Raw genomic sequence first — 19427 nt, 5'->3', positions numbered from 1 at the left:
CGCCGGGCTGCGCTCAGCGCTCAGCGAGGCGCCGGTGCCTCCCAGTCGAGCGTGCCCCGCACGACCGTCCGCACCCGTCCGCCCGACCACACCTCGCCGTCGTCGTCGACCTCCAGTTCGATGCAGGCGTCGAAGCCGACCTCGCGTCCCTGGCTCACCCGATAGCGGCCGCCGTGGCCGGGCAGTGCGTCGCGCGACGCCAGCCAGGCCGCGAGGGTGGCATTGGCCGCGCCGGACGCGGCGTCCTCGAAGCAGCGTCCCGCGCCCACCCAGGCGCGCACGGCGAGGTCGTACGCGCGGCCTGCGCAGCGCGCGTAGACGCACAGGCCCATGCTGCCCGTCTCCCGCGCCAGGCGTTCGATTGCCGTCCAGTCCGGGTTCGCGCCGCGCAACGTGGCCTCGTCGGCCAGTTCCGCCAGCCACCAGCGACGGCCGCCGTCCATCAGCGCGGGCGGCAGTGCCCCGCACGCGAGGCCCGCAAGCGCGCCGGCCAGCCTCGGGTCTCCCGGCGCGGCCACTTCGGCCACCCGCGCGCGCGGCGTGCGGATCGCGATCGTGCGCGCATCGCCTTCGCCGCGCACGCGCAGCGGCAGCAGGCCGGCCGAGCCTTCCTGCACCAGCCGTCCGTCCCGGGGCTGCGCGAGGCCGGCCTCGAGCACGGCGTGCGCGGTGCCGACGCTGGGATGGCCGGCGAAGGGCACCTCGCGCTGCGGGCTGAACATGCGCAGCGCATGGGTGGCGCCGGGCGCGGACGGTGGGAACACGAAGGTGGTCTCGGGCAGGCGCGTCCAGCGCGCGATCGCCTGCATGGCGGCGTCGTCCAGTCCCCCGGCATCGAGCACCACGGCCAGCGGGTTGCCGGCGCCGGGCCGGTCGGCGAAGACATCGACGGTCGTGAAGCGTCGCGCGGTCATGCAGGGCTCCGATGCAGGGAAGGGGCGTTGGCCGGCCAGTCGATCCGGCCTTCGATCACGGGCTGCACGCGGCCGCCGATCCAGACCTCGCCGTCGTCGTCGACGCGGACCTCGACCCTGCCGTCGCGGCCGAGCTCGCGGCCCTGGCTGGCGACATAGCCGGTGCCGGGGCCGACCAGGCCGGCCTGCAGCAGGCGGGCGGCGACCAGCGCGTTGGCGCTGCCGGTGACCGGGTCCTCGGCGATGCCGACGCCGGGCGCGAAGGCGCGCACGACGTAGCGGTAACCGGCCTCGCCGTGCGCGGCCGGGGCGAAGGCGGCCAGCTTGCCCTTCCCGGACAGGGCGGCGATCGCCTCCAGTTCGGGGTGGTACCGGCGCAGTTCGTGTTCGCTGCGCAGCGCCACGATCCACCAGTCGGGACCGTTGTTCCACAGCTGCGGCGGCAGGGCGGGGTCGAGCAGGCGCGCCAGCGCCGGAAGGGTGTCGAGCGGGAACGCCGCGGCGCGCGGTTCGCCGCGCGGAGAACGCACGTGCACCCGGCGCGCCGCGCCGTCGCCTTCGATGCGCACCGGCAGCAGGCCGGCGCCGCAGTGCTGCACGAGGCGGCCATCGCGGGCGACGGCGAGCCCGTGGGCGAGTGCCGCCCATCCCGATCCCACGCTCGGATGCCCGGCGAACGGCAGCTCGCCCTTCGGGGTGAAGATGCGCACGCTGTAGCCGACGCCCTCGGGGGGCGGCTGGAAGAACACCGTCTCGGAGAGGTTCAGCCACGCGGCCAGCGCCTGCATCGCCGCGTCGTCGAGTCCGTCGCCGTCCAGGACCACGCCGAGCGGGTTGCCGGCACCGGGCCGGTCGGCGAAGACGTCGAGCTGCAGGTAGCGTCGTGGCATGGGCGCGTCGCGGTGCAGGTGGGCGGCGCAGCTTACCAACCCGGTCGGGCGCCGGAGGCCGGGACTCGCGCGCGCGGCGATCCGGTTAGAATCCGCGCTGCGCCCGCAGGCGCACCCGCCCGCATCCCCGGATCCCGCCATTTCCATGCCTTCCCCCCCGATCGGCACGCCCTGGGTCGTGCTCAAGTTCGGCGGCACGTCGGTGTCGCAACGCCATCGCTGGGACACGATCGGACGGCTCGCGGGCAAACGCGCGGAGGAGATCGGGGGGCGCGTGCTGGTCGTGGTCTCGGCGCTTTCAGGTGTGACCAACGACCTGACCGCGATCGCCGACGGCGCCGCCGACAGCGCGGCGCGGGTCGAGGCGCTGGCCGCACGCCACCGCGCCTTCGTGCAGGAACTCGACCTCGACCCGGACGTGGTGCTCGGCGCGCGGCTGGCCGCGCTGCGCGCGCTGCTGGACGATGCGCGCGCGGCGACGCGCACGCTCGACTGGCAGGCCGAGGTGCTGGCCCAGGGCGAGCTGCTCTCGTCCACGCTGGGCGTGGCCTACCTGCGCGCGCAGGGCCTGGACATCGGCTGGGCCGACGCGCGCGACTGGCTCGACGCGATCGAACTGCCCAACCAGAGCGGGTGGGGCAGGCGGCTGTCGGTGTCGTGCCGGCGCGAGGCCGACGACGACTGGCGCGCGCGCTTCGCCGCGCAACCCACGCGCCTGCTGCTGACCCAGGGTTTCATCGCCCGCCATCCCGAAGGCGGCACCGCGATCCTGGGCCGCGGCGGTTCGGACACTTCGGCCGCCCTGTTCGGCGGCCTGCTGCGCGCGCGCCGGGTGGAGATCTGGACCGACGTACCGGGCATGTTCACCGCCAATCCGCGCGAGGTGCCCGACGCGCGCCTGCTCACCCGCCTGGACTACGCCGAGGCGCAGGAAATCGCGACCACCGGCGCCAAGGTGCTGCACCCGCGCTCGCTCGGACCGTGCCGGGTCAGCGGCGTGCCGATGGCGATCCTCGACACCGGGCGCCCCGAACTGCCGGGCACGCGCATCGACGCCGAGGCCGCGCACGTGCCGGGCGTCAAGGCGATCAGCCGCCGCAACGGCATCGTGCTGGTGTCGATGGAAACCGTGGGCATGTGGCAGTCGGTCGGCTTCCTGGCCGACATCTTCGAGCGCTTCCGCCGCCACGGCCTGTCGGTGGACCTGATCGGGTCGGCCGAGACCAACGTCACCGTCTCGCTCGACCCGAGCGAGAACCTGGTCAGCACCGACGTGCTTGCGCGCCTGTCCGAGGACCTGGCCCAGGTGTGCCGAGTGAAGGTGATCGCGCCGTGCGCGGCGATCACCCTGGTCGGCCTGGGCATGCGTTCGCTGCTGCACAAGCTCTCCGACGTGTGGGCGACCTTCGGCCGCGAGCGCGTGCACCTGATCTCGCAGTCGTCCAACGACCTCAACCTGACCTTCGTCATCGACGAGGCCGATGCCGACGGCCTGCTTCCGGTGCTGCATGCCGAACTGATCGATTCGGGCGCGATGCCGGTGTACGAGAACGGCGTCTTCGGCCCGCGCTGGAAGGACATCATCGGCACGGTGCGCCCGCGCCCGGTGCCGTGGTGGCGCGGCGAGCGCGAACGCTTGCGGGCGCTGGCGGCCGGGGGCACGCCGCGCTACGTGTACCACCTGCCGACCGTGCGCGAGCGCGCGCGGCAGCTGCTCGCGGTGGAGGCCGTGGACCGCCGCTACTACGCGATCAAGGCCAATTCCCATCCGGCGATCCTGCGCGCGCTGGTGGCCGAGGGCTTCGGCCTGGAGTGCGTGTCGCTGGCCGAGGTCGAGCACGTGTTCGCCAGCGTGCCGGGCCTCGACCCCGCCCGCGTGCTGTTCACGCCGAGCTTCGCGCCCATCGACGAGTACGCGCACGCGCTCGGGCGCGGCGTCACCGTGACCGTGGACAACTGCGAGCTGCTGCAGCGCTGGCCGGAGGTGTTCCGTGGGCGGACGCTGTGGCTGCGCATCGACCTGGGCTTCGGCGACGGCCACCACGAGAAGGTGACCACCGGCGGCAAGGCCTCCAAGTTCGGCCTGTCCGCATCGCGGGTGGAGGAGTTCGAAGCGCTGGCGCGCGCGCTCGACGTGCGTATCGCCGGCCTGCACGCGCACCTGGGCAGCGGCGTGGAGACGCGCGAGCACTGGCGGCAGATGGTCGACGAGATGGCCGGGTTCGCCCGCCGGATCGGCACCGTCGAGGTGCTCGACATCGGCGGCGGGCTGCCGATCCCGTATTCGGCCGACGACGAGCCCTTCGACCTCGACGACTGGGGCGCGGGCCTGGCCGGGGTGAAGGCCGTGCACCCGGCGTTCCAGCTGGCGATCGAGCCGGGCCGCTTCCTGGTGGCCGAGGCCGGCGTGCTGCTGGCGCGCTGCAGCCAGGTGGTGGAGAAGGACGGCGTGCACCGCGTCGGCCTGGACGCGGGCATGAACGCGCTGATCCGGCCCGCGCTCTACGACGCCTGGCACGACATCGTGAACCTGGACCGGATCGACGACGGGCCGCTGCGCGACTTCGACGTGGTCGGCCCGATCTGCGAATCCAGCGACGTGTTCGGCCACCGGGTCAAGCTGCCCGAGGCGACCGCGCCCGGCGACGTGGTACTGGTGGCCGACGCCGGCGCCTACGGTTACACCATGGCCAGCGCCTACAACCTGCGCGCGCTGCCGGTGGAGGACATCATCGAATGAGCCAGTGGCAGTTCAACCGCGACGCGATCGTTGCGTTCCGCTTCGTGCGCAGCGGGTTCGATCCCGCCAGCGGCGTGGCGCGGCTGGTCTACGCCTTCGACGACGGCCCCGAGCTGGTCGAGACGGTCACCCTGCCCGGCGCGCCGTTCGCGCTCGACGACGCCCGCGCGGCGGCGGCCATGCGCGCGCTGCGGCTGCTGCACCTGGTCGCCGGCGTGAGCTACTACAAGGCGGCGGTGCCGGCGACGATCCTCGTCGAGGACGGTGGCATCGATGCCGCCACCGGGGCGCTGGTGGAGGAGGTGTACCTCAACGGGCTGGGCGAGTTCGCGTACCGCAACGGGCTGGACCTGCACGGCCGGGTGCGCTTTCCGGTTTCGAACGGGGTGGCCGGAGGCGACGCGCCGGCGCTGGGGCTGCGCGAACACGCGCTGGTGGCGATCGGCGGCGGCAAGGATTCGCTGGTCAGCATCGAGGCGCTGCGCGCGCTGGGCGTCGGGCAGACCGTCGCCTGGATCGGCGGCTCGCAGCTGATCCGCGCCTGCGCCGGGCGCACCGGCCTGCCGATGCTCAACATCGGCCGCCAGCTCGCGCCGGAACTGTTCGAGTTCAACCGCCAGGGCGCGTGGAACGGCCACATCCCGGTGACCGCGGTGAACTCCGCCATCCTCGCCTTCGCCGCGGTGGTGCTCGGCGTGGACCAGGTGGTGTTCTCCAACGAGCGTTCGGCCAGCTACGGCAGCCTGATCGAGGGCACCGGCGAGGTGAACCACCAGTGGTCCAAGGGCTGGGCGTTCGAGCGCGCCTTCGCCGCGCACCTGCGCTCGCACGTGGCCGCGGACCTGCGCTACTACTCGCTGCTGCGGCCGCTGAGCGAGCTGGCGGTCGCGCGCCAGTTCGCGAAGCTCGACGCCTACGACGCGCACTTCTCCAGTTGCAACCGCAACTTCCACCTGCTCGGCGAGCGGCCGGTGAACCGCTGGTGCGGGGTGTGCCCGAAGTGCCACTTCGTGTTCCTGGCGCTGGCGCCGTTCATGCCCAAGCCGCGGCTGGTCGGGATCTTCGGCCGCAACCTGCTCGACGATCCCGCCCAGGTCCCGGGCTTCGACGCGCTGCTCGAATACCGCGACCACAAGCCATTCGAGTGCGTTGGCGAGGGCCGCGAGTCGCGCGCCGCGATGGCGGCGCTGGCGGCGCGGCCGGAGTGGCGCGAGGACGCGGTGGTGGCGCGCTTCGCGCGCGAGATCGCGCCGCAGCTGGGCGCGGACGAGGTCGACGTCGACGCCCTGCTGGCGCCGCAGGGCGAACACGGCATCCCCGCGCCGCTGTGGGAGCGGCTGCGTGAACGCTTCGCCGCCTGACATCGCCTCGCTCGCCGGGCGCCGCGTGGCCCTGTGGGGCTGGGGGCGCGAGGGCCGCGCCGCCCACGCAGCCCTGCGCGCGGCGGCCGACCGGCTGCCCGCTGCCGGCGACGACGACCGGTTTCCGGGAACGTTGACGCTGTTCTGCTCCGACTCCGAAGCCGGCGAGGCGCGGGCGCTCGGCGACCCGCGGCTGCGGGTGGAGACGCACGCCAGCGCGGAGCGCCTGTCCGCGTTCGACGTGGTGGTGAAGTCGCCGGGCATCAGCCCCTACCGGCCGGAGGCGCTGGAAGCCGCATCACGCGGCACGCGCTTCATCGGCGGCACGGCGCTCTGGTTCGCCTCGCGCCCGGACGCGACCACGCTCTGCGTCACCGGCACCAAGGGCAAGAGCACCTCGTCGGCGCTGCTGGCGCACCTGCTGCGCGCCGGTGGCCATCGCACCGCGCTTGCCGGCAACATCGGCCAGCCGCTGCTGGAGCTGCTCGACGGGCAGGCCGACTACTGGGTGGTGGAGCTGTCGAGCTACCAGACCGGCGACGTCGCGATGAGCGGCGTACGGCCGCACGTGGCGCTGGTGACCAACGTCTTCCCGGAGCACCTGGACTGGCACGGCAGCCACGCGCGCTACGTGCGCGACAAGCTGGCGCTGCTGACCGGCGCGTACCCGCGCATCGCCGTGCTCAATGCCGGTGATCCGCTGCTGGCCGAAACGGGCCGCGACCTGCCGCACAGCGAGGTGCGCTGGTTCGGGAGCCCCGATGGCTGGCACCTGCGCGGCGACGCGCTGTGGCGTGGCGGACGGGAGGTGCTCGACACCCGCGGCGTCCCGCTGCCCGGCCGCCACAACCGTGCCAACCTGTGCGGCGTGCTCGCCGCGATCGAGGCGCTGGGCCTGGACGCGGTGGCGCTGGCGCCGCACGTGGCCGGCTTCCGCCCGCTGCCGCACCGGCTGCAGTCGCTGGGCGTGCGCGACGGCATCGAGTACGTCAACGATTCGATCAGCACCACGCCACACGCCAGCCTGGCCGCGCTCGAGGTCTTCGCCGGGCGCCGGGTGGCGATCCTGGTCGGCGGCCACGACCGCGGCCTGGACTGGAGCGCCTTCGCCGAAGGCGTGCGCGCGCGGCCGCCGGCGGCGATCGTCACCATGGGCCAGAACGGCCCGCGCATCCATGACCTGCTCGGGGGCGTGGCGCGGGAGGACGGCTGCGTGCTGCGCCAGGCCACCGACCTCGCCGATGCGGTGGCGCAGGCCGAAGCGCTGCTGGCGGGCGACGGCGTACTGCTGCTCTCGCCGGGCGCGCCGAGCTTCGGTGCGTACCGCGACTACACCGAGCGCGGCCGTCACTTCGCTCGGCTGGCCGGCGTCGACCCCGATGCGATCACCGCGATCCCGGGACTGGGAATCGCCTGAACCGGTCAATCCTCCGTCACGGGCGTCGTGCAAGACTGCCGCCGGTTGAACCTGGAGGGACCCGCATGTCGCTGCTGACACGCCTGGCCTGGCTCGCATGTCTGGCCCTGTCGTCCATTCCCGCACGGACGGCCCTGCGCGAGCAGCCGCTGGAATGGACCCTGGACGGGCAGCCCTTCTCGGGCGTGCTGGTCTACGACGACAGCACGGACGACCCGCGCCCCGGGCTGGTGATGGTGCCCAACTGGATGGGCGTGGGCGAGGCCGCCGTGGCCATGGCCAGGCGCATCGCGGGCACGGATTACGTCGTGCTGGTGGCCGACGTCTACGGGCGCGACGTGCGGCCGGCGGACGCTGCCGAGGCGCGGCAGGCGGTGGTGGCCGCCTATGCCGATGGCGGCAGGACCCTGCGCCTGCGCGCGAACAGGGCCGTGGACGTGCTGGCCGGACTCGATGGCGTGCCCGTGCAGCCAGGCCGGATCGGCGCCGTCGGGTTCTGCTTCGGCGGCGGCGTGGTGCTGGAACTGGCGCGTTCGGGACGGGAACTGTCCGGCGGCGTGGTGAGCTTCCACGGCAACCTCCAGGGCTACCAGCCCGCCGACGGCCCGATCCGGACCCCGGTGCTCGTGCTTCATGGCGCCGACGACAGCAGCGTCCCGCCCGAACACGTCGAAGCATTCACGCGGGAAATGCGCGAGGGTGGCGCCGACTGGCAGCTGGTCAGCTTCGGTGGCGCGCGGCACTGCTTCTCGCAGCCGGAGAATGCCGACGGCCCGCCGGATTCGAACTGCAGGTACGACGAACGCACGGCACGCCGCGCGTTCGCGATGATGCGCGGGTTCTTCCGCGAGCGGTTCGGGCCCTGACTCCCGCGCCGGCCGCGGTCAGTGGCCGCGGTCCACGGCGTAGCGTGCCAGGCCGCGCAGCGCGGCCAACGCCTCGCCGTCCGGCAGGCCGTCGAGCGCGGCCTCCGCGGCGGCGGCGTACTCGTGCGCGCGCCGGAGGCTGTAGTCGAGGCTGCCGGCGCCTTCGATCGCGGCCAGCACCTCGGGCATCGCCGAGGCGTCGCCCCGTTCCACGATTCCCCGCAGGCGCTGCCGCGTGGCCTCGTCCGCGTGCGCCATGGCGTGGATCAGCGGCAGGGTGGCCTTGCCCTCGGCCAGGTCGTCGCCGAGGTTCTTGCCCAGCGCGCCGGCGTCGGCGCTGTAGTCGAGCACGTCGTCGGCGATCTGGAACGCGCGGCCCAGCTGCAGGCCGTAGTCGTACAGCTTGCGCTGGGTGGCGTCGTCCGCGCCGGAGGCCAGCGCGCCGAGCTGCGTGCCCGCGGCGAACAGAACTGCGGTCTTGCGTTCGATCACCTCGAGGTACGCCGCCTCGGTCGTGTCCGGGTTGTGGACGTGCAGCAGCTGCAGTACCTCCCCCTCGGCGATGCGGTTGGTGGTGTCGGCCAGCAGCCGCATCACGGGCATGCTGTCGATCTCCACCATCAGCTGGAACGAGCGCGAGTACAGGAAGTCGCCGACCAGGACGCTGGCCGCGTTGCCCCAGATCGCGTTGGCGGTGCTGCGGCCGCGGCGCAGGTCGGATTCGTCCACCACGTCGTCGTGGAGCAGGGTCGAGGTGTGGATGAACTCGATGATCGCCGCCAGCTGGTGGTGGTGCGCGCCGACCGCCCCGGTCGCGCGCCCGGCCAGCGCCACCAGCATCGGCCGCAGGCGCTTGCCGCCGGCGGAGACGATGTGCTCGGCGATCTGGTTGATCAGGACCACGTCCGAGGCCAGGCGGCGGCGGATGAGGGCGTCGATCGCGGCCATGTCGTCGGCCGCCAGGGCCTGGATGGCGGGCAGGTCGAGCCCGGGCGCGGTGGGGGCGGGGGCGTCCATTGGGGGTCCGTGGAAGATGAACGGGAGATTATAGATCCCGCCCCGCGGCCGGCGTGGCGCAGTCCTACGCGCCGGGGCGGCGCGACCTGACGCCACGGGTCGCCGGGCTATAATCCAATGCCTTTCGCCGGGCACGCCGGCGACACCCGAGGACTCCCATGGCCCGTGGCATCAACAAGGTGATCCTTGTCGGCAATCTCGGCAACGATCCCGAAACCCGATACACCCAGGGCGGCATGGCCGTCACCAAGGTCAGCCTGGCCACCACCACCGTGCGCAAGGACCGCGACGGCAACACCCAGGAAAAGACCGAGTGGCACCGCGTCACCTTCTTCGGCAAGCTCGGCGAGATCGCGGCCGAGTACCTGCGCAAGGGTTCGCAGGTGTACGTCGAGGGCCGGATCAGCTACAGCGAGCACACCGGCGACGACGGCCAGAAGCGCTACTACACCGACATCATCGCCGACGAGATGCAGATGCTCGGCGGCCGCGGCGAGGGCGGTGGCGGCGGTGGCGGCTACGAGCGCTCGCGCCCGCAGCGGCAGGAGCCGCGGCAGCAGTCCGCCCCGAGCCGCCAGCCGGCGCCGGTCGAGGACTTCCCGGACGACGAGATCCCGTTCTGAGCCGTCCGTCCCGGGTTCCCCCGGGCCCCCATCATCCGTACGACACAGGAGATGCCGTGCCAACATGGCTAGTGACCGGTGGCGCCGGATTCATCGGTGGCAATTTCGTCCGTGAGGCGGTCGCGCGCGGCGTGCGCGTGGTCAACCTGGATGCGCTCACCTACGCCGGCAACCTCGAGTCGCTCAGGGACCTCGACGGCAACCCGGACCACGTCTTCGTCCACGGCGACATCGGGGACCGCACGCTGGTGCCGCGGCTGCTGGCCGAGTACCGGCCGGACGCGGTCCTGAACTTCGCCGCCGAGAGCCACGTCGACCGCTCGATCGACGGCCCGGCGGCGTTCATCCAGACCAACGTGGTCGGCACCCTGGCCCTGCTGGAGTCCGTGCGCGACTACTGGAAGTCGCTCGAGGGCACGGCGCGCGAGGCGTTCCGCTTCCTGCACGTGTCCACCGACGAGGTGTACGGCTCGCTCGGCGAGACCGGCAGGTTCACCGAGCAGACCCCCTACGCGCCGAACTCGCCGTACTCGGCGTCGAAGGCCGCGTCCGACCACCTGGTGCGCGCGTTCCACCATACCTACGGGTTGCCGACGCTCACCACCAACTGCTCGAACAACTACGGGCCGTACCACTTCCCGGAGAAGCTCATCCCGCTGGTGATCGCCAGGGCCCTGGCCGGCGAGCCGCTGCCGGTGTACGGGGACGGCAGGCAGGTGCGCGACTGGCTGTACGTGAGCGACCACTGCGAGGCCATCCGCACGGTGCTGGCCGGTGGCCGGGTGGGCGAGACCTACAACATCGGCGGCAACGCCGAGAAGCAGAATATCGAGGTGGTCAAGGCGATCTGCGCGCTGCTCGACGAGCGCCGTCCGCGCGAGGACGGCAAGCCGCGCGAGTCGCAGATCACCTTCGTGGCCGACCGCCCCGGCCACGACCGCCGCTACGCGATCGACGCCAGCAAGCTGCGCAACGAGCTCGGCTGGGAGCCGAAGTACACGTTCGAGCGCGGCCTGGCCGAGACGGTGGACTGGTACCTGGCCAACCAGGACTGGGTGCGCCACGTGCTCGACGGCAGCTACCGCCTGGAGCGGATCGGGGTGCCGGCATGACCGCGCGCAAGGGCATCGTGCTGGCTGGCGGCTCGGGCACCCGGCTCTACCCGATCACCAAGGCGATCAGCAAGCAGCTGCTGCCGGTCTACGACAAGCCGATGATCTACTACCCGCTGAGCGTGCTCATGCTCGCCGGGATCCGCGAGGTGCTGGTCATCAACACCCCGCACGAGCAGGCGCTGTTCAAGGCGCTGCTGGGCGACGGCTCGCAGTGGGGCATGACGATCGAGTACGCCGTGCAGCCCAGCCCGGACGGCCTGGCGCAGGCGTTCCTGATCGGCCGCGAGTTCCTCGACGGCGCGCCGAGCTGCCTGGTGCTGGGCGACAACATCTTCCACGGCCCCGGCCTGACCGCGATGCTCAAGCGTGCCGACGCGCGCGAGACCGGGGCCACGGTGTTCGGCTACTGGGTGTCCGACCCGGAGCGCTACGGCGTGGCCGAGTTCGACGAGCTCGGGCGCGTGATCGGGCTCGAGGAGAAGCCGGCGCAGCCGCGCTCGAACTACGCCGTGACCGGCCTGTACTTCTACGACGGGCGCGCGCCGGAGTTCGCCGCGACGCTCACGCCGTCGGCGCGCGGCGAACTCGAGATCACCGACCTCAACCGCTGCTACCTCGACCAGGGCGAGCTGCACCTGGAGCGCCTGGGCCGCGGCTACGCATGGCTCGACACCGGCACCCACCAGTCGCTGCTCGAGGCCTCGAACTACATCGAGACCATCGAGGCCCGCCAGGGCCTGCGCGTGTGCTGTCCGGAAGAGATCGCCTGGAACAACGGCTGGATCGACGAGGTGCAGCTGCAGGCGCTGGCCGCACCGCTGGCCAAGAACGGCTACGGCCGGTACCTGCTGAGCCTGGCCGATCGCGGCTACGTGCCATGAAGCTGATCGAGACCGACCTGCCCGGTTGCGTCGTCGTCGAGCCGCAGGTGTTCGGCGACGAGCGCGGCTTCTTCTTCGAGTCGTTCAACCTCGACAAGCTCGGCGCGCATGGGCTGTCGCCGCGCTTCGTGCAGGGCAACGTCTCTTCCTCGGCGCGCGGCGTGCTGCGCGGCCTGCACTACCAGTGGCCCAACCCCCAGGGCAAGTATGTCTCGGTGCTGGAAGGCGAGGTGTGGGACGTGGCCGTCGACATCCGCCGCGGCTCGCCGCACTTCGGGCGCTGGACCGCCGTGCTGCTGAGCGCGGAGAACAGGCGCCACTTCTGGATCCCGGAAGGCTTCGCCCACGGCTTCGTCGCGCTCAGCGAGCGCGCGCTGTTCACCTATCTCTGCACCGCGACCTACGATCCGGCGGCCGACGCCAACATCCGCTGGGACGACCCCGGCCTCGCGATCGACTGGCCGGTCGCCGAGCCCACGCTGTCGCCGAAGGACGCGAAGGCGCCGCTGCTGGCCGACGTGCCGCCCGAACGGCTGCCCGTGTACGTCGCATGAGGTTCCTGCTGCTCGGCGCCAACGGCCAGGTCGGGCACGAGCTGCGGCGGAGCCTGGCGCCGCTGGGCGAGGTGGTGTGCGCCACCCGAGACGGTCGCCTGGCGGATGGCGGCGGGGCGTGCGAGGCAGCCGACCTGGACCGGCCGGACTCCCTGCCGGCGCTGGTCGACCGCATCGAACCGGACGTGGTGGTCAACGCCGCCGCGTACACCGCCGTGGACCGCGCCGAGTCCGAGCGCGAAGCCGCCTTCCGGGCGAACGCGGAAGCGCCCGGTGCGCTTGCCAGGGCCTGCGCGCGCCGCGACGCATTGTTCGTCCACTATTCCACCGACTACGTGTTCGACGGCAGCGGCACCCGCCCGTACCGCGAAGACGATCCGGTCGCGCCGCTGGGCGTGTACGGCGAAAGCAAGCTCGCCGGCGAACGCGCGGTGCAGGGCAGCGGTGCGCGCCACATGGTGTTCCGCACCGCCTGGGTGTACGCCGACCGCGGCCGCAACTTCATGCGGACCATGCTGCGCCTGGCCGCCGAACGCGACGAGCTGCGCGTGGTCGCCGACCAGGTCGGCAGCCCCACGCCGGCGGCGCTGATCGCCGACGCGACCGCGTCGGTGCTCGCGCGGCCGTTCGCAGGGTCCGGGCTCTGGCACCTGACCGCGTCCGGCGAGACCAGCTGGCACGGCTTCGCCAGCGCGATCGTGGCGCGCGCGCACGCGCTCGGCAGGATCCCGCGGATGCCGCGCGTGGTCCCGATCGCCACCGCCGATTACCCGACCCCCGCGCGGCGCCCGGCCTATTCGCGCCTTGATTGCAGTCGTCTCGAGCGCGATTTCGGCATCGTGCCGCCCGACTGGGCGCAGGCCCTGCAGGCCGTCCTGGCCTAGCGGGGCGCCGCGGCGCAAACCCGTCCGCGCGGCCCGGAGGGCCGGGACGGGCTTGCGTCGCGGGCGGCGGGCGGCGCCGCGCCGGCCGTCGCTGGACTTGCCCCGCCGCGGCCGCTAGCGTGTCGCATCTTCCAGTTCCAGGGGGGCCGTGATGGCCGAGAAGGGAATGCCGCAGCTCACGCTGCGCGCGGTGCTGCTGGCGATCGTGCTGGCGGTGGTGCTGTCCGCTGCCAATGCGTACCTGGGCCTGTTCGCGGGCCTGACCGTGGCCACCGCCATCCCGGCGGCCGTCGTCTCGATGGGCGTGCTGCGCCTGCTCGGCGGCGGCACCATCCTCGAGAACAACATCGTCCAGACCGGCGCTTCGGCCGGTTCCTCGATCGCCGCGGGCGTGATCTTCACGATCCCGGCCCTGGTGCTGATGGGCTACTGGCCCGACTTCGACTACTGGTGGGTGCTGGGCATCGCCGGCCTCGGCGGCCTGCTGGGCGTGCTGTTCTCGGTGCCGCTGCGGCGCACGATGATCGTCGAGGAGCCGCTGCCATTCCCCGAGGGCAAGGCCGCGGCCGAGGTGCTCAAGGCGGGCGAGAACCCGGGGCCGGGCCTGAAGATCCTGGGTCTGTCGGCGGTCATCGGCGGCGCGGTCAAGCTGGCCGCGGCCAACGGCCTGCGCCTGATCCCGGACAGCTGGGCGGTGGCTGGCTACCTCGGCGGCGGCCGCGGCGTCATCGGCTACCTGGGCACGGGCCTGTCGCCGGCGCTGCTGGGCGTGGGCTATATCGTCGGGCTCAACGTCGGCATCGTGGTGCTGTCGGGCGCGATCCTGTCCTGGCACATCGCCATCCCGCTCTACCACGCCTTCTTCCTCGACAGCGATCCGGCCCTGGCCAGCGCCATCGCCGGTGCGCCGGCCGAGGACGCGGCCTTCGCCATCTGGTCGTCCAAGATCCGCTTCCTGGGCGTGGGCGCGATGCTGGTCGGCGGCGTCTGGACCCTGTTGTCGCTGCGCAACTCGCTGCTGGCCGGCATCCGGAGCGGCTTCGCCGCCGCGCGCAAGGGCGCGATGCACGGCGCGGTCATCGCCGAGACCGACCGCGACCTGCCGATGAAGTGGATGCTGGTCGCGCTGGTCGCCTTCGTGGTGCCGCTGTGGCTGCTGTACCACGCCATCGTCGGCTTCTGGGTCGCGAGCTTCGCCATGACCCTGATCATGATCGTGGCCGGCTTCCTGTTCGTGTCGGTGTCCGGCTACCTGGCCGGCCTCGTCGGCTCGTCCAACAACCCGGTGTCGGGCATCACCATCGCCACCATCCTGTTCGCCTCGGTGGTGCTGCTGTTGCTGCTGGGTGCCGATGGCCAGGCCCAGGTCGGCGGCGCGCCGCTGGGCGCGGTGGCGGCGATCATGATCGGCGCGGTGGTGTGCTGCGCCGCCGCCGTGGGGGGCGACAACCTGCAGGACCTCAAGACCGGCTACCTGGTCGGCGCCACCCCGTGGAAGCAGCAGCTGATGCTGGGCATCGGCGCGTTCTCCTGCGCGCTGATCATGGCCCCGGTGCTGAACCTGCTGCAGGAGGCCTACGGCATCGGCTCCAAGACCCTGCCGGCGCCGCAGGCCAACCTGATGGCCTCGGTGGCCAAGGGCCTGTTCGGCGGCGAGCTGCCGTGGACGATGATCGCGATCGGCGGCGTGATCGGCGCGGTCGTGATCGCGATCGACGGCTGGCTGAAGAAGGCCGGCAAGCGCTTCCGCGTGCCGGTGCTGGCCGCGGCCATCGGCATCTACCTGCCGCTGGAACTGATGGTGCCGATCTTCCTCGGCGGCCTGCTGGCGCACCTGGTGCAGCGCTTCCACAAGGTCCGCGACGACGACGAGGCGGGCCTGGACCGGGTGCATCGCCCCGGCGTGCTGTTCTCGGCCGGCCTGATCACCGGCGAGGCGCTGATGGGCATCGCCATCGCGCTGCCGATCGTGCTGACCCAGGACGCGGAGGTGCTGGCGCTGTCCATCGACCTGGGCGCCGCGGCGCAGTGGGTCGGCCTGGTGGTGCTGTTCCTGGTCGGCTGGCTGCTGTACCGCACCGGCAAGCGCGCCATCGCGGAGGCCTGACCGCCCGGCGGGCGTCCGGCGCATGTGCCGGACGTCCTTTGCGCCGGGGGCGGGGCTGCGCCTACCATCCCGGAATCCCGATCTTCCCGGAGTCCGAACGATGCTGCGACGTGCCCTGCTGCCGCTCTGCCTGCTCGCCGCGCTGCCCGCCGTGGCCGAGGCGCGCGGCTTCGACGTGCGCGACATGGTCGCGCTCGACCGCGTCTCCTCGCCGGTGCTGTCGCCCGACGGGCACGTGGTGGTGTTCGCCCAGCGCAGCGTCGACGCCGACCTCAAGGCGACCACGGCCCTCTACGCGCGCCACCTGCTGACCCGCGACCTGGCGCCGCCGCGGCGGATCACGCCCGAGGGCTGGAGCGTGAGCGACCCCGCATTCTCGCCCGACGGCTCGACCCTGTACTTCCTGAGCGCGAAGGACGGTTCGCAGCAGCTCTACGCGATGCCGGCCGGCGGCGGCGAGCCGCGCCAGCTCACCGCGTTCGCGCTCGATGTCGGCAGCTACAGGCTGTCGCCCGATGGCCGCCGCATCGCCTTCAGCGCCGAGACTTTCGCCGACTGCGGCGCCGACCTCGGCTGCACGAAGAGCCGCCTCGACGAGCAGGCGGCGCGCAAGGCCAGCGGCCGCGTGTACGACAGGCTGTTCGTGCGCCACTGGGACACCTGGAGCGACGGCCGCCGCAGCCGCCTGTTCGTGGCGACCCTGCCGGGCGAGGGCGAAGGCCCGGTCGACGCCGCGCAGGCGCTGAGCGTGTCGCTCGACGGCGACATCCCGTCCAGGCCCTTCGGCGACGCCGCCGACTACACCTGGGCGCCGGACGGCAGCCACGTCGTCGCCAGCGTGCGCATCGCCGGCCGCACCGAGGCGTGGTCCACCAACTTCGACCTCTATCGCCTGCCGCTCGACGGCGGCGAGCCGGTCAACCTGACCGAGGCCAACAAGGCCTGGGATGCCACGCCGGTGTACAGCCGCGACGGCGGCACCCTGTACTACCTGGCGATGAAGCGCCCCGGCTTCGAGGCCGACCGCTACGCGATCATGGCCATGGACGTGGCCACCGGACAGGTGCGCGAAGTCGCGCCGGACTGGGACCGCTCGCCCAGCAGCCTGGCGGTCGCCGACGACGGCAGCACGCTGTTCGTGGCCGCGCAGGACACCGGCCAGTACCCGCTGTTCCGCGTGGACGCGGCCACCGGCAAGGTGGAGCGCCTCGTCGGCGACGGCTCGGTGTCGGCCTTCGACGTCGCCGGCGACACCATCGCCCTGACCCGCAACGCGCTCGACACCGGCAACGTGCTGTACGTGACCGAAGCCGCGCCGGGCGCGCCGCTGCGCAAGATCACGCCCACCGACGGCGAGCGCCTGCCCGAGGTCGAGTTCGGGGCCTTCGAGCAGTTCACCTTCCGCGGCGCGGGCAACGACATCGTGCACGGCTACGTGGTCAAGCCGTCGGGCTTCCAGGAGGGACGCAGGTACCCGGTCGCCTTCCTGATCCACGGCGGTCCGCAGGGCAGCTTCGGCAACAGCTGGAGCACGCGCTGGAACCCGCAGACCTACGCCGGGCAGGGCTACGCGGTGGTGATGATCGACTTCCACGGCTCGACCGGCTACGGCCAGGCCTTCACCGATTCCATCAGCGGCGACTGGGGCGGCAAGCCGCTCGAGGACCTCCAGAAGGGGTGGGCGGCCGCGCAGCAGAAGTACCCGTTCCTGGACGGCGACCGCGCCTGCGCCCTCGGCGCCAGCTACGGCGGCTACATGATCAACTGGATCGCCGGCAACTGGAACGAGCCGTGGAAGTGCCTGGTCAACCACGATGGCGTGTTCGACACCCGGTCGATGGGCTACGTGACCGAGGAACTGTGGTTCACCGAGTGGGAGAACGGCGGCACCCCGTACGACAAGCCGGAGAACTACGAGAAGTTCAATCCGGTCAACCACGTCGCCAAGTGGCGCGTGCCGATGCTGGTGGTGCAGGGCGAACTCGACTACCGGGTGCCCGTGGACCAGGGCCTGTCCACGTTCACCGCCTTGCAGCGCCGCGGCATCGAGTCGCAGCTGCTGTACTTCCCGGACGAAAACCACTGGGTGCTCAAGCCGCACAACAGCATCCTCTGGCACGACACCGTCAACGCCTGGCTGAAGCGGCACATCGGCCAGTGACGCCCCTGGAAGGCCGGCGCAAGCCGGCTTTCCGCCGTCTGCACCGGCTGCGCCCGGCCATCCCACGGAGTCCCGCATGGCGATCGAGACCGATGCCCCGTCGACCGCGCTGATCACCAACGACATCGTCGTGTTCGGCCTGATCGCCGCGACCCTGGGGCTGATCTTCTGGCTGGCCAGCGGGCCGACGCCGTTCTGGAAGAAGTTCTTCGCCTGGGTCCCGGCCTTGCTCCTGTGCTACTTCGTGCCGGCGATCTACAACACCGTCGGCCTGATCGACGGCAGCCAGGGCACGATCTACAACCCGATCGCCAGTCGCGTGCTGCTGCCGGTGGCGCTGGTCCTGCTGACCATGACCATCGACCTCAGGGGCGTGTTGCGGCTGGGCCCGAAGCTGCTGTTCGTGTTCTGCATGGGCACGCTCGGGATCGCCCTTGGCGCGATCGTGTCGTTCCAGCTGTTCGAATGGCTCAAGCCGGACGTGGTGGCCGGCGACGTCTGGAAGGGCATGGCCGCGCTGGCGGGCAGCTGGATCGGCGGTGGCGCCAACATGGTCGCGGTGCGCGAGCTGTACGGGGTCGATGCCACCCTGTTCGGGCAGTTCGCGGTGGTGGACGTGGCGGTCGCCAACCTCTGGATGGCCACCCTGCTGTTCCTGGCCGGTCGCGCGGCCACGATCGACGCGCGCAGCGGCGCGGACACCCGCGCCATCGACGAGATGAAGGCGCGGCTCGAGGCCTACGAGGCCGCCAACGCGCGCATCCCGACCCTGACCGACCTGATGGTGATCCTCGGCGTCGGCTTCGGCATCGTCGGCCTCGCGCACGCGGTGGCCACGCCGCTGGCAGCCTGGTTCGCGGCCCACGTGCCCAACGCGGCACGCTTCAGCCTGGACTCGAGCTTCGTCTGGGTGGTGGTGGGGTCGACCGTCGCTGGCCTGCTGCTCAGCTTCACGCCAGTGCGCAGGCTGGAGAACGCCGGGATGGCCAGGATCGGCAGCGCCTGCCTGTACTTCCTGATCGCCAGCATCGGCATGCAGATGGACTTCCTGCACCTGGCCGACCGGCCCTGGCTGCTGCTGCTGGGCGTGGTCTGGATGGCGGTGCACATCCTGGTGCTGTGGGGCGCGGCGAAGCTGGTGCGGGCGCCGCTGTTCTACTTCGCGATCGGCTCGCAGGGCAACATCGGCGCCGCGGCCTCGGCGCCGGTGGTGGCGGCCGCCTTCCATCCGACTCTGGCTCCGGTGGGCGTGCTGCTGGGCACCGTCGGCTACGCCACCGGCACCCTCGTCGCCTATGGCATCGGCCAGATCCTGCGCATGATGGCTGGTGCCTGAGCCGGCGGAGCCGAAGTCGATGTGCGGCATTCCCGCGGTCCGGACGCGTCGATCGGCGCATCCGGTCGGGGAGGTGTCTGCGGTCCGCCCGTCGGCGGGAGACGTCGTGGCCGACCTGGCGCAGGCGCATCGCGGATGCTGCCGGGGAGGCGGAAGGTGATGGGCCGTCTGCGCGAGGGATTGCATCGCAAGCTCGCATTCGTGTTGGCGGGCGGAATGGGGTTCGCGCTCTATTTCATGCTGTCGATGTTGCTGGTCCGCTGGCCCGGCTTCGCTGCCGGCCCCGCGGCGCTGCTCGCGACGCTGGCGTCCATACCGCCCACGTTCGCCCTGCAGAGGAGGTTCGCCTTCCGTGACCGCAGCGCGGCTGCACCGGCCTTCGTGCGCTATTGCCTGCTGCAGGCACTCAACGCCGTGATGGTCGGCCTGCTGGCGCGGGCCGGGCAGCGCGCCGGCCTGCCCGAAGCGGTGAACTTCCTTGCCTCCGGCTCGGTGGTGGTGGTGGTCTCTTACCTGGTGTTGTCCAGGCTGGTCTTCCGCGGCGCCCCACGCCGCTGAGCC

The 19427-nt window shown here is 72.1% G+C and carries 16 protein-coding genes; 13 read left to right on the top strand and 3 right to left on the bottom strand.

From position 1 onward, the window contains the following. Nucleotides 1-20: 20 nt before the first annotated feature. Nucleotides 21-914: a PhzF family phenazine biosynthesis protein gene (locus LUTJ29_RS0113160; RefSeq protein ID WP_027072921.1), complete on the bottom strand. Its 894-nt coding sequence runs from the start codon at nucleotides 912-914 to the stop codon at nucleotides 21-23. Continuing rightward, on the bottom strand, nucleotides 911-1804 hold the full coding sequence (locus LUTJ29_RS17475) for a PhzF family phenazine biosynthesis protein (RefSeq protein WP_051323009.1): 894 nt from the start codon (nucleotides 1802-1804) through the stop codon (nucleotides 911-913). The genes LUTJ29_RS0113160 and LUTJ29_RS17475 overlap by 4 nt, the downstream gene beginning before the upstream one ends. Nucleotides 1805-1949: 145 nt before the next feature. On the opposite strand from LUTJ29_RS17475, the gene LUTJ29_RS0113150 reads away from it, so the two are divergent. The 4 genes from LUTJ29_RS0113150 to LUTJ29_RS0113135 all read left to right on the top strand — a co-directional run bounded on the left by LUTJ29_RS0113150 (nucleotide 1950) and on the right by LUTJ29_RS0113135 (nucleotide 8188). After that, nucleotides 1950-4544: a bifunctional aspartate kinase/diaminopimelate decarboxylase gene (locus LUTJ29_RS0113150; protein WP_027072920.1), complete on the top strand. Its 2595-nt coding sequence runs from the start codon at nucleotides 1950-1952 to the stop codon at nucleotides 4542-4544. Next, nucleotides 4541-5905: a UDP-N-acetyl-alpha-D-muramoyl-L-alanyl-L-glutamate epimerase gene (gene murL, locus LUTJ29_RS0113145; protein ID WP_027072919.1), complete on the top strand. Its 1365-nt coding sequence runs from the start codon at nucleotides 4541-4543 to the stop codon at nucleotides 5903-5905. Before LUTJ29_RS0113150 ends, murL begins: the two co-directional genes overlap by 4 nt. Beyond that, nucleotides 5886-7322, top strand: coding sequence for a UDP-N-acetylmuramoyl-L-alanine--D-glutamate ligase (murD, locus tag LUTJ29_RS0113140; protein WP_232221216.1), 1437 nt, complete (start codon nucleotides 5886-5888; stop codon nucleotides 7320-7322). Before murL ends, murD begins: the two co-directional genes overlap by 20 nt. A gap of 65 nt (nucleotides 7323-7387) precedes the next feature. Next, on the top strand, nucleotides 7388-8188 hold the full coding sequence (locus LUTJ29_RS0113135) for a dienelactone hydrolase family protein (RefSeq protein WP_051323008.1): 801 nt from the start codon (nucleotides 7388-7390) through the stop codon (nucleotides 8186-8188). Nucleotides 8189-8206: 18 nt separating this feature from the next. Here the strand turns inward: LUTJ29_RS0113135 and LUTJ29_RS0113130 are convergent, their stop codons facing one another. Beyond that, complete coding sequence (locus tag LUTJ29_RS0113130; RefSeq protein WP_027072916.1) at nucleotides 8207-9205, bottom strand: polyprenyl synthetase family protein; 999 nt, start codon at nucleotides 9203-9205, stop codon at nucleotides 8207-8209. A gap of 158 nt (nucleotides 9206-9363) precedes the next feature. Between LUTJ29_RS0113130 and ssb the strand changes: the two genes are divergently transcribed. From ssb to LUTJ29_RS0113085, 9 genes are all read left to right on the top strand, one after another. Next, entirely contained in the window at nucleotides 9364-9828 is a 465-nt protein-coding gene (gene ssb / locus LUTJ29_RS0113125; protein WP_027072915.1) for a single-stranded DNA-binding protein, read from the top strand. Between the two features lie 56 nt (nucleotides 9829-9884). Beyond that, nucleotides 9885-10940 carry a dTDP-glucose 4,6-dehydratase gene (gene rfbB, locus LUTJ29_RS0113120; RefSeq protein WP_027072914.1) on the top strand — a complete coding sequence of 352 codons (1056 nt, stop codon included), beginning with the start codon at nucleotides 9885-9887 and terminating at the stop codon, nucleotides 10938-10940. After that, nucleotides 10937-11824 (top strand): glucose-1-phosphate thymidylyltransferase RfbA, encoded by an 888-nt coding sequence (gene rfbA, locus LUTJ29_RS0113115; protein WP_027072913.1) that lies wholly within the window; start codon nucleotides 10937-10939, stop codon nucleotides 11822-11824. Before rfbB ends, rfbA begins: the two co-directional genes overlap by 4 nt. Further along, complete coding sequence (rfbC, locus tag LUTJ29_RS0113110; RefSeq protein WP_027072912.1) at nucleotides 11821-12378, top strand: dTDP-4-dehydrorhamnose 3,5-epimerase; 558 nt, start codon at nucleotides 11821-11823, stop codon at nucleotides 12376-12378. The genes rfbA and rfbC overlap by 4 nt, the downstream gene beginning before the upstream one ends. Beyond that, complete coding sequence (rfbD, locus tag LUTJ29_RS0113105; protein WP_027072911.1) at nucleotides 12375-13262, top strand: dTDP-4-dehydrorhamnose reductase; 888 nt, start codon at nucleotides 12375-12377, stop codon at nucleotides 13260-13262. Before rfbC ends, rfbD begins: the two co-directional genes overlap by 4 nt. A 151-nt stretch (nucleotides 13263-13413) precedes the next feature. Beyond that, nucleotides 13414-15369, top strand: coding sequence for an oligopeptide transporter, OPT family (locus LUTJ29_RS0113100; protein ID WP_027072910.1), 1956 nt, complete (start codon nucleotides 13414-13416; stop codon nucleotides 15367-15369). A 100-nt stretch (nucleotides 15370-15469) separates the two neighbouring features. After that, on the top strand, nucleotides 15470-17530 hold the full coding sequence (locus tag LUTJ29_RS0113095; RefSeq protein ID WP_027072909.1) for a S9 family peptidase: 2061 nt from the start codon (nucleotides 15470-15472) through the stop codon (nucleotides 17528-17530). 76 nt (nucleotides 17531-17606) lie between these two features. After that, the gene (locus LUTJ29_RS0113090; protein WP_043741398.1) at nucleotides 17607-18866 is read left to right on the top strand and encodes a DUF819 family protein; all 1260 of its coding nucleotides are present in this window, start codon (nucleotides 17607-17609) and stop codon (nucleotides 18864-18866) included. A 159-nt stretch (nucleotides 18867-19025) separates the two neighbouring features. Then, nucleotides 19026-19424: a GtrA family protein gene (locus LUTJ29_RS0113085; protein WP_043741459.1), complete on the top strand. Its 399-nt coding sequence runs from the start codon at nucleotides 19026-19028 to the stop codon at nucleotides 19422-19424. Nucleotides 19425-19427 lie beyond the last annotated feature (3 nt).

Source organism: Luteimonas sp. J29, from assembly GCF_000472505.1.
Classification (GTDB): Bacteria; Pseudomonadota; Gammaproteobacteria; order Xanthomonadales; family Xanthomonadaceae; genus Luteimonas.
This window is presented reverse-complemented; position numbering and strand designations above follow the sequence as displayed.

Excerpts from the sequence above, each read along its gene's own strand:
- rfbC (WP_027072912.1), top strand. The coding sequence starts at position 11,821 with ATGAAGCTGATCGAGACCGACCTGCCCGGTTGCGTCGTCGTCGAGCCG.
- murL (WP_027072919.1), top strand. The coding sequence starts at position 4,541 with ATGAGCCAGTGGCAGTTCAACCGCGACGCGATCGTTGCGTTCCGCTTC.
- LUTJ29_RS0113150 (WP_027072920.1), top strand. The coding sequence starts at position 1,950 with ATGCCTTCCCCCCCGATCGGCACGCCCTGGGTCGTGCTCAAGTTCGGC.
- LUTJ29_RS0113100 (WP_027072910.1), top strand. The coding sequence starts at position 13,414 with ATGGCCGAGAAGGGAATGCCGCAGCTCACGCTGCGCGCGGTGCTGCTG.
- LUTJ29_RS0113135 (WP_051323008.1), top strand. The coding sequence starts at position 7,388 with ATGTCGCTGCTGACACGCCTGGCCTGGCTCGCATGTCTGGCCCTGTCG.
- LUTJ29_RS0113130 (WP_027072916.1), bottom strand. The coding sequence starts at position 9,205 with ATGGACGCCCCCGCCCCCACCGCGCCCGGGCTCGACCTGCCCGCCATC.
- LUTJ29_RS0113085 (WP_043741459.1), top strand. The coding sequence starts at position 19,026 with ATGGGCCGTCTGCGCGAGGGATTGCATCGCAAGCTCGCATTCGTGTTG.
- ssb (WP_027072915.1), top strand. The coding sequence starts at position 9,364 with ATGGCCCGTGGCATCAACAAGGTGATCCTTGTCGGCAATCTCGGCAAC.
- LUTJ29_RS0113095 (WP_027072909.1), top strand. The coding sequence starts at position 15,470 with ATGCTGCGACGTGCCCTGCTGCCGCTCTGCCTGCTCGCCGCGCTGCCC.
- LUTJ29_RS17475 (WP_051323009.1), bottom strand. The coding sequence starts at position 1,804 with ATGCCACGACGCTACCTGCAGCTCGACGTCTTCGCCGACCGGCCCGGT.
- LUTJ29_RS0113090 (WP_043741398.1), top strand. The coding sequence starts at position 17,607 with ATGGCGATCGAGACCGATGCCCCGTCGACCGCGCTGATCACCAACGAC.
- rfbD (WP_027072911.1), top strand. The coding sequence starts at position 12,375 with ATGAGGTTCCTGCTGCTCGGCGCCAACGGCCAGGTCGGGCACGAGCTG.
- LUTJ29_RS0113160 (WP_027072921.1), bottom strand. The coding sequence starts at position 914 with ATGACCGCGCGACGCTTCACGACCGTCGATGTCTTCGCCGACCGGCCC.
- rfbA (WP_027072913.1), top strand. The coding sequence starts at position 10,937 with ATGACCGCGCGCAAGGGCATCGTGCTGGCTGGCGGCTCGGGCACCCGG.